Origin of the sequence: Amycolatopsis endophytica (genome assembly GCF_013410405.1) — a bacterium.
Taxonomy (GTDB): Bacteria; Actinomycetota; Actinomycetes; order Mycobacteriales; family Pseudonocardiaceae; genus Amycolatopsis_E; species Amycolatopsis_E endophytica.
Genome location: NZ_JACCFK010000002.1, coordinates 1034243 through 1050001, shown reverse-complemented (window position 1 = coordinate 1050001; position 15759 = coordinate 1034243). Strand labels below are relative to the sequence as shown.

The following is a 15759-nucleotide window of genomic DNA, read 5'->3' as shown; positions in this document are numbered from 1 at the left end:
TACCGCGTCAGGTGCGCGCCCGGGCGCGAAAGCACCGTCCACTGCGGACAGATCTGGTTCCCGCCCGGTGCCGGGCACCGTGGACGGCTACCCGGGTGCGGCCGGTGCGAAACGACGCGTCAGGGCTCTTCGGTGAGCTTTTCCCGCAGCTGCTGCAGGGTCTGCGCGAGCAGACGCGACACGTGCATCTGGGAAATGCCGACGCGCTTGGCGATCTGCGTCTGCGTCATGTTGCCGAAGAAGCGCAGCATCAGGATCGTGCGTTCGCGGGGAGCCAGTTCGCGCAGCAGTGGTTGCAGCGCCTCGTGGTTCTCCACCGTCTCGAGGCCGTAGTCGTTCTCGCCGAGGGTGTCGGCCAATGACGCGGCCTCGTCATCCTCACCGGCGGGTTTGTCGACCGAGACGGCGTAGTAGGCATTGCCCGCCTGCAGGCCCTCGCTCACTTCGTCGGGGGTCAGCTCCAGCTCGCGCGCGATCTCGGTCGGGGTCGGCGCGCGGCCCAGCCGCTGGCCGAGTTCGCTGCTGGCCTGCCCGATCTGCAAGTGCAGCTCCTTGAGCCGCCGCGGAACCCGCACCGACCAGCTGGCGTCGCGGAAGTGACGGCGGACCTCGCCCATGATCGTCGGCACGGCGAAGGACAGGAAATCGGTGCCCCGCTCCGGTTCGAACCGGTCGACCGCGTTGATCAGGCCGACCCGCGCCACCTGCAGGAGGTCCTCGTACGCCTCGCCGCGTCCGCTGAACCGGCGGGCGATGTGCTCGGCCACCGACAGGTACTGCGTCACAAGCGCGGTCCGCACCTGTTCACGGCCCGGCTCACCGGGCGCGATGGCCGCCAGGTCGGCGAAGGTGGGGGCGTTGCCCGCCGAGGAGTCGTTGTCCTCGACGGTGCCCGCAAGGCGCGTCTCAGCCAACGTCCCGGTACTCCCCGCTGCCTCGTTCCGACCTGGTCATGGCCCGGGCTACCCCGTACTGCCGGATGCCACACCTGGTTGCTCCGCGCGGCCGCGGGGAACCCTCCGCGCACAACCGGACGAAGGAGGTCGATCCATGGCTGAGCAGACCACGGGACGGGCGCCGCTGGCCCAGGGTTTCGCGTTGCTGGTCGGTGTCGTGTTCCTGGTGCTGGGCATCGGGGGGTTCGCCACGTCGGGCGAATTCCTCGGGTTCCACACCGGAACGTTGCTCAACGTGCTGCGCACCGCGGTCGGGCTGCTCGCGCTGGTGGCCGTGTGGAAGGGACCGTCCGCCCGCATCCTCGGGCTGGTCGTCTTCTTCGGACTGCTGGGAATCACCGTGTGGGGCGTGCTTTCCGCGGGCACCGGCAACCCGGAGGACGTCCGCCGCATCTTCGATCCGCACTGGGCCGACAACGCGCTGCACGGCGTGCTCGCGGTGCTGGGACTGGTGATCTTCCTGCTGCCCGCACGGACGAGGACCGCGGAACGCGTGTGATGTCACGGACAGTAGCAGCACTGCGGAGCGTGTTTAGTTCTTCTGCTCGGGTGAAAGTAGAAACGCATGACACGGGCAGAGGGCGATCCGCTGCGGATACTGACCTGGCACGTACACGGGTCCTGGACCGGTTCCTTCGTACGCGGGCGGCACGAGTATCTCCTCCCGCTGCTGCCGGAGGGCGGTGCGTGGGGGAGGGGCCGCTGCGGCCGGGACTGGCCGGGTGCCCGCGAGGTGGGCCCGGACGAGCTGCGCGACGCCGACCTCGACGTGGTCGTCCTCCAGCGCCCGGACGAGATCGAGCTGACCGAGCGATGGACCGGCCGCAGGCCGGGCCGGGACGTGCCGGCGGTGTTCGTCGAGCACAACACGCCGACCGGTGACGTGCCGCGGACCCGGCACCCGCTGGCGGAGCAGGACGCGATCCCGGTCGCCCACGTGACCCATTTCAACCACCTGATGTGGGACACCGGTCACGCACCGTCCACGGTCGTCGAGCACGGCGTGGTCGACCCCGGCGAGCTCTACACCGGGGAGGAGGCCGCCATCGGGCTCGTCATGAACGAGCCGGTGCGGCGGGGACGCGCGGTGGGCACCGACCTGCTGCCGGTGTTCGCCGACGTCGCCCCGCTGCACGTGTGGGGCATCGGGGTGGACCGGCTCGACGGGCATTTCGGCCTGGGAGAACGGCTGCGGCCCCGTGGCGATCTGGGCCAGCACGCCCTGCACGCGGGGCTGGCGCGATGCCGGGTCTACCTGCACACGCCGCGGTGGACCTCGCTGGGCCTGTCGCTGATCGAGGCGATGCACCTGGGCATGCCGGTGGTGGCGGTGGCCAGCACCGAGGCGTCCCGGGCGGTGCCACCCGAGGCGGGTGTCGTCTCGGCGGACGTGAACGAGCTGGTGCGCGCGGTGCGGGACCTGATCGAAGACCCCGAACTGGCGCACCGGATGGGCAAGCAGGCGCGGGAACACGCGCTGGCGAGCTACGGCTTGGACGGATTTCTCCGGAACTGGGACGTCCTGCTCGGCCGGGTGACGAGTGGAGGTAGCGCATGAAGATCTCGATGGTGTCGGAGCACGCCAACCCCTTGGCCGTGCTGGGCGAGGTGGACGCGGGCGGGCAGAACCTGCACGTCGCGGAACTGTCGGCCGCGTTGTGCCGTCAGGGCCACGAAGTCACCGTCTACACCAGGCGGGACGATCCGGCGCAGCCGGAGAAGGTCCGCGCGCCGGGCGGGTACCGGGTCGTCCACGTGCCGGCCGGGCCCGCGAAGCACCTGCCCAAGGACGAGCTGCTGCCGCACATGACCGAGTTCGGCCGTTACCTGGCGCGCGCGTGGCGGCGCGACACCCCGGACGTGGTGCACACGCACTTCTGGATGTCCGGGCTGGCCGCGCTGCTGGCCACGCGGGGCACCGACATCCCAGTGGTCCAGACCTTCCACGCCCTCGGTGCGGTGAAGAAGCGTTACCAGGGCGCGGCGGACACCAGCCCGCCGGAACGCCTCCAGCTGGAGCGGCTGATCGGCAAGAACGCTTCGCGGGTGGCGGCCACCTGTTCCGACGAGGTCTTCGAGCTGGCGCGGATGGGTGTGCCTCGATCCCGGATGTCGATCGCCCCGTGCGGGGTGGACCTGGACCGCTTCATCCCCGACGGCGAGGTGGCGCCGCGCGGCGACCGGCACCGCATCGTCAGTGTCGGCAGGCTCGTCCCGCGCAAGGGGTTCGCGACGGCGATCGCCGCGCTGCCCACGGTTCCCGGCGCCGAGCTGGTCATCGCCGGCGGCCCCGGCGAGGGGAAGCTGGCCGACGACCCGGAGGCGCGGCGGCTGCGTGAGCTGGCCGAGAAGCTCGGGGTCGCCGACCGGGTGCGGCTGCTGGGGCAGGTGTCGCGGGACGAGATGCCCGCGCTGCTGCGCTCGGCGGACCTGGTCGTGTGCACACCGTGGTACGAGCCGTTCGGCATCGTGCCGCTGGAGGCGATGGCGTGCGGGGTGCCGGTGGTCGCGGCCGCGGTCGGCGGCCTGATCGACACCGTCGTCGACGGCGTCACCGGCGAGCTGGTGCCGGCGCAGCGGCCGGAGGCGCTGGCGGTGACCATGCGCCGCTTGCTGGGCGACCCGGCCCAGCGTGAGGCGTACGGCATCGCGGGATGCGACCGCGCGCGGTCGCGGTACTCGTGGGACCGGATCGCGATCGACGTCCTGCGGATCTATGAGAAGACCTTCCAGGACAGGGCGGCCGGCGTTCCCGTCGTACCGGACACGGCGGCGACCCTGGACGCGGCGGGGAGCCGGGCGTGAGGTGCACGGCCCCCTCGGCAGCGAGGCCGAGGGGGCCGTCTCGCGTCACGTGAGCTTGTTGACGGCGGACTGCGCCTTGCCCTTGACCGTGCCCACGGCGTTCTGCGTCGGCGAGTAGGTCGCGTAGAGGGCGGGGTCGGGTTTGGGTGCGGTGCCGGGGCCGCCGAGGGCTTCGGGGTCCATGAGGTATTCGATGCGGTCTTCTCCGGTGGCCCAGCCGCCTTTGTTGCCGTCGGGTCCGTCGGAGAGGTGCCAGATGGTGTTGTTGTGGGTCTGGTCTTCCACGTCGAACAGGTCGTTGGGGGCGATGTCGGATTCCAGGCCGTCGGCCTGGAGTTCTTCGATGGCGCGCAGCCACTGTTTCTGGTGCACGGTGTCGCGGGCGAGGTTGAACTTGAGCATGTCCTTCACGCCCGGATCGTCGGTCATGTTGTACAGCCGGGCGGTCTGCAACCGGCCCTGCGCCTCGGCGGCGGCGTTGGCCCGGAAATCGGCCAGCAGGTTACCGGAGGCCACGATGTACTTACCGTTCCACGGGGTGCCGTTGGAATCGGCCGGTACCGCCCCACCGCCGCTGACGATCGCCTGCTGCGGGTCCATCCCGCCCAGCACCGCCGCCATCACCGGATCCTTCGCCGCCTCGGCCGTCGCGGTGGCCGGAGCACCCTCGAGCAGGCGGGCGACCATGGTGGCCAGCATTTCGACGTGACCGATCTCCTCGGTCGCGGTGTCCATGATCAGATCCTTGTACTTGCCCTCGATACGACAGTTCCAGCCCTGGAACAGGTACTGCATCGTCACCGTCATCTCACCGTAGGCACCCCCGATCAACTCCTGCAGCTTGCGCGCGTACAACGGATCCGGCCCCGCCGGCTTCGCCTCGAACTGCAACATCTTCGTATGACGGAACACAGATTTCTCCTCGGGAAGTAGGGAAAGGTCGCGCTGGTCCTGCACGCAGACGAGGGCTTCCCCCTGATCTCCCGGATATTCGTGCGACTTGCGGAGGATGCATGAGGAACACCTCGCCAACCTGCCGGGGGCACTGGCGCTGACGGTCAACGACCTCGCGCCGGCGGACGCGACCGCCGCCGCGGGGACGAGTGCGAGCGGGTCGGCCGCGCTGGAGGCGAAGGCCCTGGTCGAGCGGCGTCCCACGCTCACCCGGTCGGTCGCGGTACACCTGACCGGCACGGGTTCGGGCGCGGTGTCGCGGATTCTCGGCGAACGGGGCGGACGGCTCGGCACCCTCACCGCGGCGCTCGACGAGAGGGAGCGGGCGGCGTTCGCGGAGCTGGCCGGGAAGCTGCTCACCGCAGCCTACGGCCAGCTCCCGGAAGCCGGCCGCCTGTGCCGCCTGTGCGACCGGGCCGCGTGTCTGGCCGGAGGCGCGGCGTGCCCGGTGGGAGCCGCGTGCCGGGCCCGGGAGGGCGCCGGTGAGCGGTGAGCTCCTGGCGCTCGCGTCGGCGTTGTGCTTCGGCGTCGCGCATTTCGTCAACGGGGTCCTTTCGCGGCGCGCGGCCGGGTTGACCGTCTCCCTCTGCGCCCAGCTCGATGGCACCGCCGTCACCCTGGTCGTCGCGAGCGTGTGGTCGGCTCCCGGCTCCGGCGGGCTGGGGCGTCCTCTCCGGCGTCGGCACGGGGATCGGCGTCGGGTTCCTCTACCGGGCCATGAGCCGGGACGCGCTGAGCGTCGTGGTGCCGGTCAGTGACGTCGGGGCCGTCGCGCTGCCCGTGATCGCCGGACTGGCTTTCCTCGGGGCGCGGCCGGGCCCGATGGCGATCGCCGGGATCTGGCTCGTTTCCGGTATCCCCGTCGTGCTCGCGTTGCTCTTCCTGGGTGAACGCCTCGACCGCAAGCAAACCCTGGGTATCTGCGGCGCGGCCGCGTCACTGGCCCTGCTCGCCCTGGCGTAGGAAGAACTACCTCCGCAGCGTTTCGAAGTGGCGACGCCGGGTAGGAGCAGTGCATGCGCAGGCATGCCGTCGTGACGGGAGGAGCGGGGTTCGTCGGCTCCCACCTGTGCGAGCGGCTGCTCACCCGCGGGACCACGGTCACCTGCGTCGACAACTTTTCGACCGGTGACCTCGGAAACGTCCTGCACCTCGACGGCGAACCCGGCTTCGCTTGCCGCGAAGCCGATGTTTCGCGCGGGTGCGACGTGCCCGGCCCGGTCGACCTGGTGATGCACCTGGCCAGTCCCGCTTCGCCGCGTGACTACGAACGCCTGCCGATCGAGACCCTGCAGACGGGTTCCGCCGGCACCAACCACGCCCTCGACCTCGCGCGGCAGCACGGCGCGCGGTTCGTGCTCACCTCGACCAGCGAGGTGTACGGCGACCCGCGGGAACATCCGCAGCGCGAGACCTACTGGGGCAACGTGAACCCGGTCGGTCCGCGCAGCGTCTACGACGAGGCGAAGCGGTACGCCGAAGCGCTCACCGCGGCTTACCGTCGTGCCCACGGGGTGAACACCGGCATCGCGCGCCTGTTCAATACCTACGGGCCACGGATGCGCGCCGACGACGGGCGCGCGATCCCCACGTTCATCCGGCAGATCCTCACCGGCGAACCGGTGACCGTCGCCGGCGCGGGTACCCAGACCCGGTCCCTGTGCTACGTGGACGACACCGTCGACGGCCTGATCGCGCTGGCGGACAGCGATCTTCCCGGACCGGTCAACCTGGGCAATCCGCACGAACTCGCCATCCGGGACTTGGTGAGGGAAATCCAGCGGCTGGCCGGGACGAGCGTGCCGGTGCGCGGCGTTCCCGCCCCGGTGGACGATCCGCGGCGGCGCTGTCCCGACATCGCTGTCGCGCAACGGGAACTGGGCTGGTCACCGCGCGTGGACCTGGACGAGGGCCTGCGCCGGACGATGGAGTGGTTCGCCCCGTCGCGTTTGGACGCGGAGTAGCAGGGGTAGCGGTAAGTAGCGGCAGCAACGGGCAGAACGGAGGTGGCCGGAGTGCGGGTCCTCGGGATCAACGCGGTGTTCCACGATCCGGCCGCCGCGCTCGTGGTGGACGGCCGGATCGTGGCCGCCGCCGAGGAGGAGCGGTTCAGCCGCCGCAAGCACGGCAAACGGCCGGTGCCGTTCGCCACCTGGGAACTGCCCGAGCAGGCGGCCCGGTGGTGCCTGGCCGAAGCCGGGCTCGAACCCGGTGACCTGGACGCCATCGGTTACTCCTACGACCCGGACCTGGTCGACCACGACCTCGACGGCGTCGACCCGGGCTGGGAGGAGCTGCGCACCACGTACGCGCGCCGGGCCCCGGACTTCCTGAAGACCGCCTTGCCCGGTCTGGATCCGGAGCGGGTGCGGTTCGTCCGCCACCACGTCGCCCACGCCGCGTCGAGCGGACTGGCCGCTCCGTTCGGGGACGCCGCCGTGCTGGTCGCCGACGGGCGCGGCGAGGCGAGTTCCTACCTGGCCGGTGAGTACCGTGACGGCAAGCTGGTCGAGCTGGCTGCGCAACGGCTTCCGCACTCGCTCGGGCTGCGCTACGAGGATCTCACCGAGCACCTCGGTTTCGCGCGCTCCAGCGACGAGTACAAGGTGATGGCACTGGCCTCGTACGGAAAACCGCGCTTCTCCGGCGCGCTGGGCGAGTCGATCGCCGCGACGGGTGACGGCGGTTTCCGTGCCGCGCCAGTGGATCTGTCCCGCTTCGCGCCGCGGCGGGAACCGGGTGCGGACTTCCGGCCCGAGCACGCCGATCTCGCCGCGAGCATGCAGCAGCGGATCGAGCTGGTCCTGCTGGACCTCGCGCGGTGGCTGTCCGAGCAGACCGGGCAGGACAGGCTGACGATGGCGGGCGGGATCGCGTTGAACTGCGTGGCCAACACCCGCCTGCGCGCCGAGGGGCCGTTCGGCGACCTCTGGGTGCAGCCCGCCGCGGGCGACGCGGGGACCGCACTGGGCGCGGCGCTGCATCTCGCCGCGGAGCTGGGGGAGCCCGCCGCGCCCATGACCGGCGCCGACCTGGGGCGCGGGTTCACCGACGCCGAGATCCAGCGCGCACTGGCCGCGGCCCGCCTGCCCTACGAGCGCCCGGACGATATCGCCGCAACCGTGGCGCAGGCCCTGGCGGACGACGAGATCGTGGCGTGGTTCCAGGGGCGCGCCGAGCTCGGCCCGCGTGCGCTGGGACACCGGTCGCTGCTGGCGCATCCCGGTCACCAGCGGAACCTGGAGCGGCTCAACGACGTCAAGGGACGTGAGCAGTTCCGCCCGGTGGCGCCGATGGTGCACGCCGGGCGGGCGCACGAGCTGTTCGAGCGCGGCCCGGTGCCCAGTCCGTACATGCTCTTCGTGCACGACGTCCGTCCGGAGTGGAGGGACCGGATTCCCGCGGTGACCCATGTGGACGGTACCGCGCGGATCCAGACCGTGGACGAGCGTGACGAGCCGCTCGTCGCGCGGATGCTGGCGGAGTTCGCCGCCCGCACCGGGATTCCGGTGGTGGTCAACACGAGCCTGAACACCGCCGGCCGCCCGATGGTCGATTCGCCGCGGGACGCACTGGAGTGCTTCGGGTCCAGTCCGGTCGACCTGCTCGCGATCGGGCCGTTCGTCGTGCGGAGGCCCGCATGACCGCCTACACCGTGGTTGTCCCGACGACAGGGCGGGACAGCCTGCGAACCCTGGTGTCCGCGCTGGACCACGGGATGGGGCCGCGCCCGGCCGAGCTCATCCTCGTCGACGACCGCCCCGTGCCGGGGGACCTGCCGCTGCCGGAGGTCACCGTGCCGGTGCGCGTGCTGCGGTCCGGTGGCCGTGGCCCGGCGGCGGCCCGCAACACCGGCTGGCGTGCCGCGGACACCCCGTGGATCGCGTTCCTCGACGACGACGTGCGCCCGACCGCCGACTGGCCCTCCCGGCTGGAGACCGACCTGGCCACGCTGCCGGACGACGTGGCGGCGTCGCAGGGCCGCATCGTGGTTCCCGCTCCGACCGGCGGGCGCCGCCCGACCGACGAGGAGCGCGACACCGCCGGGCTGGCCACCGCGGAATGGATCACGGCGGACATGGCCTACCGGCGCGACGTGCTCGCCGCCGTCGGCGGTTTCGACGAGCGTTTCCCGCGCGCGTTCCGCGAAGACGCCGACCTCGCGTTGCGCGTACGGCAGGCCGGATGGCGCCTGGACCACGGCCTGCGCACGACACTGCACCCGGCCCGCCACGGTGGCTTCTTCGCGAGCGTGCGCGCGCAGCGCGGCAACGCCGACAACGCGCTCATGCGGCGCAAGTTCGGTCCACAGTGGAGGGAGATGGCCTGCGAGGGCCCGGGGCGGCTGGGCAGGCACGCCCTCACCACCCTCAGTGGCGTCGCGGCCTTCACCTTCGCCGCCGCCGGAAAACGCACTTCCGCCGTGCTCTCGGGTGCGGCCTGGCTCGCCCTGACCGCGGAGTTCGCGTCGCGCCGCATCCTGCCGGGACCGAAGGACCCGCGGGAGATCGCGAAAATGGCCGTCACGAGCGTGCTGATCCCGCCCGCGGCGCTGCGTCACCGCCTCACCGGGGAGGTGCGCGTCCGTCGTCCACGACCGGCGGCCAAGGCGGTGCTGTTCGACCGCGACGACACCCTGATCCACGACGAGCCGTACAACAACGATCCGAAGCTGGTCCGCCCGGTTCGCGGCGCCGAGGACGTACTGCGCCGCCTGCGGGCCGCGGGCGTTCCGGTGGGCGTGGTGAGCAACCAGTCCGGCGTGGCGCGCGGTCTCATCACCCCCGGGGAACTGGCCGCCGTCAACGCCCGCGTCGAGGAGCTGCTCGGCCCGTTCGGCACCTGGCAGGTGTGCGTGCACGCCGACGGCGACGGCTGCTGCTGCCGCAAGCCGAAGCCCGGCCTGGTGACGCGGGCGGCGATGGCGCTGGGCGTCCATCCGGAGGACTGCGTCGTCATCGGCGACATCGGCGCCGACGTCGAGGCGGCCCACGCCGCGGGTGCGCGAGCCGTTCTGGTGCCGACCCCGCGGACACGGGAGGCGGAAATCGAGGCCGCGCGGCGCGACGCACGGGTCGCGGGGGATCTGACCGGGGCGGTCGCTCTGGCGATGGGGGACCGGGCGTGGTGATTTCACGGGTTCTGGTCGCACGGCTGGACAACGCGGGCGACGTCCTGCTGTCCGGGCCGCTGGTGCGCGCGGTGGCGGACACGGCGGACCGGGTCACGTTCCTGGCCGGACCACACGGGCGCGCCGCTGCCGAGCTGCTGCCCGGCGTCGACGACGTCGTCGAATGGTGCGCGCCGTGGATCGATCCGCGCCCGCCCGCGGTGACCCCCGCCCATCTGGACGAGCTGCGTGCGCACATCCGCGCCGCGCGACCGGACACGGCGCTGATCGTGACCTCGTTCCACCAGTCGCCGCTGCCGCTGGCGCTGGTCCTGCGTGAGTGCGGGGTGCCGTGGATCGGCGCGATCTGCGAGGACTACCCGGGTTCGTTGCTGGACCTGCGGCACCGCGTCGAGGGCGATCCGCCCGAGGCCGAGCGGGCCCTGTCGCTGGCCAGGGCCGCCGGGTTCGAACTGCCACCGGGGGACGACGGGCGCCTGGCCGTGCGCCGCCCGCTGCCGGATGTTTCCGGCCTGGTGGGCGAGCCGGGGTACGTGGTGGTGCACCCGGCGGCGTCCGTGCCCGCCCGCCAGTACCCCGCCGAGCACAACGCGGAGGTCGTCCGGCTGCTCGCCGCGTCCGGGCACCGGGTCGTCGTCACCGGCGGCCCGTCCGAACGGGAACTGACCGCCCGGGTCGCCGGAGACCACGGGCTCGACCTCGCGGGCAGGACCGATCTGCACGGCCTTGCCGCCGTGCTCGCGGGGGCGCGCGTGACCGTCGCCCCCAACACCGGGCCCGCGCATCTGGCCGCGGCCGTCGGCACCCCCGTGGTGTCGCTGTTCGCGCCCGTGGTGCCCGCCGCCCGGTGGGCCCCCTACGGGGTGCCGCTCGTCGTGCTCGGCGACCAGCACGCGCCGTGCCGCGACACCCGGGCGAGGACGTGTCCCGTGCCCGGCCACTCGTGCCTGGGCGGGGTCGCGCCCGACGACGTCGTGCGGGCCGTGGAAAAACTAGGAGGTGCAGCGTGATCGAAGAGAGGTTCGTGGCTCTGGCCACGACCATGCGGGACCTGACCACGCTGGCACCGAGGATCGAGGCGTGGGGTCGTCACCTCGCCGAGGTGCTCGGGGCCGGCGGCCGCCTGCTCGCCTGCGGCAACGGGGGCAGTGCCGCCGAGGCGCAGCACCTGACCGGTGAACTGGTCGGCCGCTTCGTCAGCGACCGGCAGCCGCTGTCGGCGATCGCGTTGCACGCCGACACCTCGGCCGCGACGGCGATCGTGAACGACTACGGCGACCACGAGGTGTTCGCCCGTCAGGTGCGCGCCCACGGCCGCCCCGGTGACGTGCTGGTCTCGCTGTCGACCAGCGGGCGCAGCCAGAACGTGTGCGCCGCCGCGAAGACCGCGCACGAACTGGGCCTGACGACCTGGGCCTTGACCGGGCCGGGACCGAACGCGCTGACCTCCGCCAGCGACGACGCGGTGATGATCGACGCGCCCAGCACCGGGACCGTGCAGGAGGCACACCTCGCGGTGATCCACGGACTCTGCGCGGCCCTCGACGAAGCGCTCGGGGTGCCCACGTGAGCGAGCTTGCGAGCGAACCGTCAAACACCATGCTCGTCGACGTGATGACGCTGCCGCGGCTTGCCGCGACCGGAGAGGAGACGGCATGAGCGGGCCGCTGGTGGTGGTCGGGGACACGCTGCTCGACATCGACGTCGACGGCAGTGCCGACCGGTTGTGCCCGGAGGCGCCGGTGCCGGTGGTCGACGTCGGTCGCGAATGGCACCGGCCGGGTGGCGCGGGACTTGCCGCGCGCCTGGCGGCCCGGTCGGCGACGGACGTCGTGCTGGTCACCGCGCTCGGTGACGACGAGGGCGGCGCGCGGCTGACCCGGCTGCTGGCCGGTGAGGTCGAGTTGTGCGCGCTGCCCCTGGAGGGTGAGACCGTCCGCAAGACCCGCATCCGCGCGGCGGGGCAGTCCGTCGTGCGCCTGGACCACGGGGACGGCCGGGCCGTCCACGGGCCACTCGACGAGCGCGTGGTTTCCTTGCTGCGCAGTGCTTCCGCGATCCTCGTCGCCGACTACGGGCGCGGGGTGGCGAGCCATCCGCGGATCCGCGAACTGCTCGCCGAGACCAGCGCGCCGGTCGTGTGGGACCCGCACCCCAGGGGCGGTCCGCCGGTTCCCGGCGCCGCCCTGGTGACACCCAACGACGGTGAGGCGGCGAAGTTCGCCGGGGAGCCCGGCACGCCCGGGGAGCTGGCGGAACGCCTCCGCGCGGAGTGGTCGGCCGGGGCGGTCGCGGTGACCGTCGGCTCGCGGGGCGCCGTGCTCGCCGACGGCTCCGGCACCCGCACGACACCGGTCCCGAACGGGGCGCGTGTCCCGGCCAGCGTTCGCCCGGACACCTGCGGTGCCGGTGACCGCTTCGCCAGCGCCGTCGCCGCGGCCCTGTTCGAGGGTGCGGACCTGGACGCCGCGGTCACCTCGGCCGTGGAGTCCGCCGCCCGGTTCGTCGCCGCGGGCGCGGCCACCGCGTTGTCCGAGCCCGCCGAGCCCGCCGTCGCGCGCGAGCCCGGGCTGTCCGGGTTCGAGCTGGCCGACCGGATCCGCCGGCGCGGCGGGCGGGTGGTCGCGACCGGCGGCTGCTTCGACATCCTGCACCCCGGTCACGTCACCTTGCTGCGGCACGCCCGCGAGCTTGGCGACGCCCTGATCGTGTGCGTCAACTCCGACGAATCGGTGCGCCGCCTCAAGGGGCCGGGGCGTCCGGTCGTCACCGCCGCCGACCGGGTGCGGGTGCTCCGCGCCCTGGAGTCCGTCGACGCGGTCGTGGTGTTCGACGAGTCCTCACCGGTCGAGGTGCTGCGCACGCTGCGGCCGGACGTGTGGGTCAAGGGCGGCGACTACGCCGGTGCCGACCTGCCGGAGGCCGAGGTCGTCCGCGAAGGCGGCGGGCGGATCGCGCTGGTGCCGACCGTCGAGGGCTACTCGACCACCCGGCTCATCGAGACCGTTTCCAACGGATAGAAGGGAAGACATGGCTGAGACGCCAGGCAAGGTACTGATCTCCGGGGGCGCGTCCGGGCTGGGCGCGGCGACCGTCAAGGCGGTCGCGGACGCCGGCGGCACCCCGCTGGTGCTCGACCGCAAACCCCCGGTCGCCGGCGTGCCCTACGTGCCCGTCGACCTCACCGACACCGAGGAAACCGAGCGGGCCGTCGCGGAGCTGGCCGAGCAGGCGGGCGGGCTGGACGCGGTGTTCACCGCCGCGGGCATCGACGTTCCCGGCAAGCTGGATTCGGTGTCCACAGCGGACTGGGAGCGGGTCGTCAAGGTCAACCTGCTCGGCACGGCCGCGGTCGTCCGCGCCGCGCTGCCCCACTTGGAACGCTCGCGCGGCCGCGTCGTGACCGTGGCGTCCACGCTGGGCATCAAGGCGGTCAGCGACGCCACGGCCTACTGCGCCTCGAAATGGGGCGTGGTCGGGTTCACCCGCGCGCTGGCCGCGGAGACCGCGGGGCGGATCGCGGTGACCATGCTGGTGCCGGGTGGCATGCACACGGCGTTCTTCGACTCGCGAGACGAGCAGTACAAGCCGCCCGCCGACGCGAAGCTCAACCAGCCCGGCAACGTGGCGCGGACGGTGCTCTTCGCGTTGTCCCAGCCACCGGGCTGCGAGGTGCGCGAGCTGGTGGTCGCGCATTCCGAGGAGGGTTCCTGGCCGTGACCGGCGACGTTCTGGTGCTGCGGGCGCTCGGGCTCGGTGATCTCCTGGTCACCGTCCCGGCGCTGCGCGGGCTGCGGAACGCGTTCCCGGACGCGCGCCTCACGCTCGCGGCGCCCGCGGCGCTGGCGGAGCTCGCCACGCTCACCGAAGCGGTCGACCGCGTGGCGCCCACCACCGGTCTCGGCGCACTGCGGTGGGCCGATCCGCCGCCGTCGGTGGCGGTCAACCTGCACGGCAGCGGTCCGGAGAGCATCGCCGATCTGCTGGGCACGCGGCCGGAGCGGCTGCTGAGCCACTGGCACCCGGACTTCCCGGACCTGGACGGTCCGATGTGGAGGGAGGATGTCCACGAGGCACGGCGGTGGTGCGACCTGCTGGGGTTCCACGGCATCGCGGCGGACCCGGCTGATCTCGCGCTCGCCCGCCCGGACGTGACGAGCCCGGCGGCGGACGCGGTCGTGGTGCACCCCGGCGCCGCGTTCGGCTCACGGCGCTGGCCACCGCAACGCTTCGCCGAAGTCGCACGCGAACTCGCGTGCGACGGTCATCGCGTCGTGGTGACCGGGAGCGCCGGGGAAGGTGAACTCGCACGCCGGATCGCCGCCGCTGCCGGGCTGGACGAGGACGCCGTGCTGGCCGGGCGCACCGGGCTCACCGAGCTGGCCGCTCTGGTGGCCGGGGCGCGGCTGGTGATCAGCGGCGACACCGGCGCCGGGCACCTGGCCACCGCGTACGGCACCCCGTCGGTGCTGCTGTTCGGCCCGACCCCGCCGTGGCGGTGGGGCCCGCCGCCGGGCACCGAGGACCGGCACGCCGTGCTGTGGGCGGGGGAGGAGGGCGATCCGTTCGCGAGCGCGCCGGGCACCGGCCTGCTGCGCGTCACCGTCGGGGACGTGGTCGCCGCGGGCCGCAAGGTGGCGGGAGCCTGACGTGGCCGCCGTCGGGGTCGTCGGCGCCGGTTACGTCGGTCTGACCACCGCCGCGTGCCTGGCCGGACTGGGCCATGACGTCGTCTGCGCCGAGGTCGACGAGTCCAAAGTAGAGCAGTTGTCGCGCGGTGCGGTCGCGCTCGGGGAACCGGATCTCGCGCCGCTCGTGCGCGAGGGCCTGGACGCGGGACGGCTGCGGTTCACCACCGACGTGAGCGCGGTGGAGGGACGGGAGTTCGTCTTCGCCTGCGTGCCCACCCCGACCGGACGGGACGGCACCGCGGATCTCGGCGCGGTGGAGGCGATGCTGTCCGCGCTCAGCCTGGAACCGCACACCGTGCTCGTGGTCAAGTCGACGGTGCCGGTCGGCACGTGTGCCCGGATCGCCTCGGTCGCGGGCGTGTCCGTCGTGAGCAATCCGGAGTTCCTGCGCGAGGGCCATGCGGTGGAGGACTTCCGGCACCCCGGGCGGGTCGTCCTCGGGGGCGAGACCCCCGCGGTGGAGCGTGTGGCCGCGCTCTACGGGGACCTGGACGCGCCGGTCGTGCGCACCGACCACGCCAGTGCCGAGCTGGGGAAGTACGCCAGCAACGCGTTCCTGGCCCTCAAACTGTCCTACGTGAACCTGCTGGCGCGGCTGTGCGAGCGCACCGGCGCCGACATCGGCGCGGTGACCCGCACGATGAGCCTGGACGAACGGATCGGACCGCACTTCCTGCGACCGGGCCCCGGCTGGGGCGGCTCGTGCCTGCCGAAGGACACCCGCGCCCTGGAGGTGTCCGCGTCCGCGGCCGGTGTCGACTTCACCGTCCTGCGCGCGGCGATCGAGGCCAACGACCGGCAGCACGACCACGTCGTCGCCCGCGTCCGGGACGCGGCGGGCGGAAGCCTCGACGGGGTGCGGGTCGGCCTGTTCGGGCTGACGTTCAAAGCGGGTACGCACGATCTGCGCGACTCCCCGGCGCTCGCCGTCGCCGGACGGCTCGCGGCCGCGGGCGCCGTGCTGACCGGCTATGACCCCGGCACCGGCGACGGCGACCCGGCGGGACCCGTCCAGCGGGTGGACGATCCGGTGCTCGCCGCGAAGGGCGCCCGGGTGCTGGTGGTTCTCACCGAATGGCCCGAGTTCACCCGTCTGGATTGGGGTCAGCTGGCCGCGGTCGCCGAGGGTGAGGTCGTGGTCGACACGCGCGACGTCCTCGACCCGGTGGCACTGCGGGGCAGCGGGCTGCGCTGCGTCCGGCTGGGGCACTCCAGGTGACCG

General features: G+C 72.8%; 16 protein-coding genes. 14 read left to right on the top strand and 2 right to left on the bottom strand.

Going from position 1 to position 15759, the window contains the following annotated elements:
• Window positions 1-119: 119 nt before the first annotated feature.
• The gene (locus HNR02_RS30555; RefSeq protein ID WP_179777098.1) at window positions 120-914 is read right to left on the bottom strand and encodes a SigB/SigF/SigG family RNA polymerase sigma factor; all 795 of its coding nucleotides are present in this window, start codon (window positions 912-914) and stop codon (window positions 120-122) included.
• Between the two features lie 136 nt (window positions 915-1050).
• Between HNR02_RS30555 and HNR02_RS30550 the strand changes: the two genes are divergently transcribed.
• The 3 genes from HNR02_RS30550 (at window position 1051) to HNR02_RS30540 (ending at window position 3761) form a co-directional block, all read left to right on the top strand.
• A complete protein-coding gene (locus HNR02_RS30550) occupies window positions 1051-1455 on the top strand; it encodes a DUF4383 domain-containing protein (protein WP_179777097.1) in 405 nt (134 codons plus the stop codon).
• Window positions 1456-1521: 66 nt separating this feature from the next.
• A complete protein-coding gene (locus HNR02_RS30545; protein WP_218914326.1) occupies window positions 1522-2514 on the top strand; it encodes a glycosyltransferase in 993 nt (330 codons plus the stop codon).
• Complete coding sequence (locus HNR02_RS30540) at window positions 2511-3761, top strand: glycosyltransferase (protein WP_246339314.1); 1251 nt, start codon at window positions 2511-2513, stop codon at window positions 3759-3761. The genes HNR02_RS30545 and HNR02_RS30540 overlap by 4 nt, the downstream gene beginning before the upstream one ends.
• 45 nt (window positions 3762-3806) lie before the next feature.
• Here HNR02_RS30540 and HNR02_RS30535 read toward each other — a convergent pair whose 3' ends face one another.
• Window positions 3807-4673: a manganese catalase gene (locus tag HNR02_RS30535; RefSeq protein WP_179777096.1), complete on the bottom strand. Its 867-nt coding sequence runs from the start codon at window positions 4671-4673 to the stop codon at window positions 3807-3809.
• A 97-nt stretch (window positions 4674-4770) separates the two neighbouring features.
• Here HNR02_RS30535 and HNR02_RS30530 point away from each other — a divergent pair, with 97 nt between their 5' ends.
• From HNR02_RS30530 to HNR02_RS30480, 11 genes are all read left to right on the top strand, one after another.
• On the top strand, window positions 4771-5208 hold the full coding sequence (locus tag HNR02_RS30530; protein WP_179777095.1) for a winged helix DNA-binding protein: 438 nt from the start codon (window positions 4771-4773) through the stop codon (window positions 5206-5208).
• 107 nt (window positions 5209-5315) lie between these two features.
• Window positions 5316-5678 carry a DMT family transporter gene (locus tag HNR02_RS30525; RefSeq protein ID WP_246339313.1) on the top strand — a complete coding sequence of 121 codons (363 nt, stop codon included), beginning with the start codon at window positions 5316-5318 and terminating at the stop codon, window positions 5676-5678.
• A 53-nt stretch (window positions 5679-5731) separates the two neighbouring features.
• On the top strand, window positions 5732-6679 hold the full coding sequence (locus tag HNR02_RS30520) for an NAD-dependent epimerase/dehydratase family protein (protein ID WP_179777094.1): 948 nt from the start codon (window positions 5732-5734) through the stop codon (window positions 6677-6679).
• A gap of 51 nt (window positions 6680-6730) precedes the next feature.
• Window positions 6731-8359: a carbamoyltransferase family protein gene (locus tag HNR02_RS30515; protein ID WP_179777093.1), complete on the top strand. Its 1629-nt coding sequence runs from the start codon at window positions 6731-6733 to the stop codon at window positions 8357-8359.
• Complete coding sequence (locus tag HNR02_RS30510) at window positions 8356-9846, top strand: HAD-IIIA family hydrolase (protein ID WP_179777092.1); 1491 nt, start codon at window positions 8356-8358, stop codon at window positions 9844-9846. The genes HNR02_RS30515 and HNR02_RS30510 overlap by 4 nt, the downstream gene beginning before the upstream one ends.
• On the top strand, window positions 9843-10856 hold the full coding sequence (locus HNR02_RS30505; protein WP_179777943.1) for a glycosyltransferase family 9 protein: 1014 nt from the start codon (window positions 9843-9845) through the stop codon (window positions 10854-10856). Before HNR02_RS30510 ends, HNR02_RS30505 begins: the two co-directional genes overlap by 4 nt.
• Complete coding sequence (locus tag HNR02_RS30500) at window positions 10853-11416, top strand: D-sedoheptulose-7-phosphate isomerase (RefSeq protein ID WP_376772973.1); 564 nt, start codon at window positions 10853-10855, stop codon at window positions 11414-11416. The genes HNR02_RS30505 and HNR02_RS30500 overlap by 4 nt, the downstream gene beginning before the upstream one ends.
• 85 nt (window positions 11417-11501) lie before the next feature.
• Complete coding sequence (gene rfaE2, locus HNR02_RS30495; RefSeq protein ID WP_179777091.1) at window positions 11502-12866, top strand: D-glycero-beta-D-manno-heptose 1-phosphate adenylyltransferase; 1365 nt, start codon at window positions 11502-11504, stop codon at window positions 12864-12866.
• A gap of 10 nt (window positions 12867-12876) precedes the next feature.
• Complete coding sequence (locus tag HNR02_RS30490) at window positions 12877-13566, top strand: SDR family oxidoreductase (RefSeq protein WP_179777090.1); 690 nt, start codon at window positions 12877-12879, stop codon at window positions 13564-13566.
• Window positions 13563-14495, top strand: coding sequence for a glycosyltransferase family 9 protein (locus HNR02_RS30485; RefSeq protein WP_376772971.1), 933 nt, complete (start codon window positions 13563-13565; stop codon window positions 14493-14495). The genes HNR02_RS30490 and HNR02_RS30485 overlap by 4 nt, the downstream gene beginning before the upstream one ends.
• A 1-nt stretch (window position 14496) precedes the next feature.
• Window positions 14497-15756, top strand: coding sequence for a UDP-glucose dehydrogenase family protein (locus tag HNR02_RS30480; RefSeq protein ID WP_179777089.1), 1260 nt, complete (start codon window positions 14497-14499; stop codon window positions 15754-15756).
• Window positions 15757-15759 lie beyond the last annotated feature (3 nt).

Bases quoted from the DNA above. Each gene is read 5' to 3' on its own strand.
- HNR02_RS30540 (WP_246339314.1), top strand. From the start codon at position 2,511: ATGAAGATCTCGATGGTGTCGGAGCACGCCAACCCCTTGGCCGTGCTG.
- HNR02_RS30550 (WP_179777097.1), top strand. From the start codon at position 1,051: ATGGCTGAGCAGACCACGGGACGGGCGCCGCTGGCCCAGGGTTTCGCG.
- rfaE2 (WP_179777091.1), top strand. From the start codon at position 11,502: ATGAGCGGGCCGCTGGTGGTGGTCGGGGACACGCTGCTCGACATCGAC.
- HNR02_RS30490 (WP_179777090.1), top strand. From the start codon at position 12,877: ATGGCTGAGACGCCAGGCAAGGTACTGATCTCCGGGGGCGCGTCCGGG.
- HNR02_RS30510 (WP_179777092.1), top strand. From the start codon at position 8,356: ATGACCGCCTACACCGTGGTTGTCCCGACGACAGGGCGGGACAGCCTG.
- HNR02_RS30530 (WP_179777095.1), top strand. From the start codon at position 4,771: ATGCATGAGGAACACCTCGCCAACCTGCCGGGGGCACTGGCGCTGACG.
- HNR02_RS30520 (WP_179777094.1), top strand. From the start codon at position 5,732: ATGCGCAGGCATGCCGTCGTGACGGGAGGAGCGGGGTTCGTCGGCTCC.
- HNR02_RS30525 (WP_246339313.1), top strand. From the start codon at position 5,316: ATGGCACCGCCGTCACCCTGGTCGTCGCGAGCGTGTGGTCGGCTCCCG.
- HNR02_RS30545 (WP_218914326.1), top strand. From the start codon at position 1,522: ATGACACGGGCAGAGGGCGATCCGCTGCGGATACTGACCTGGCACGTA.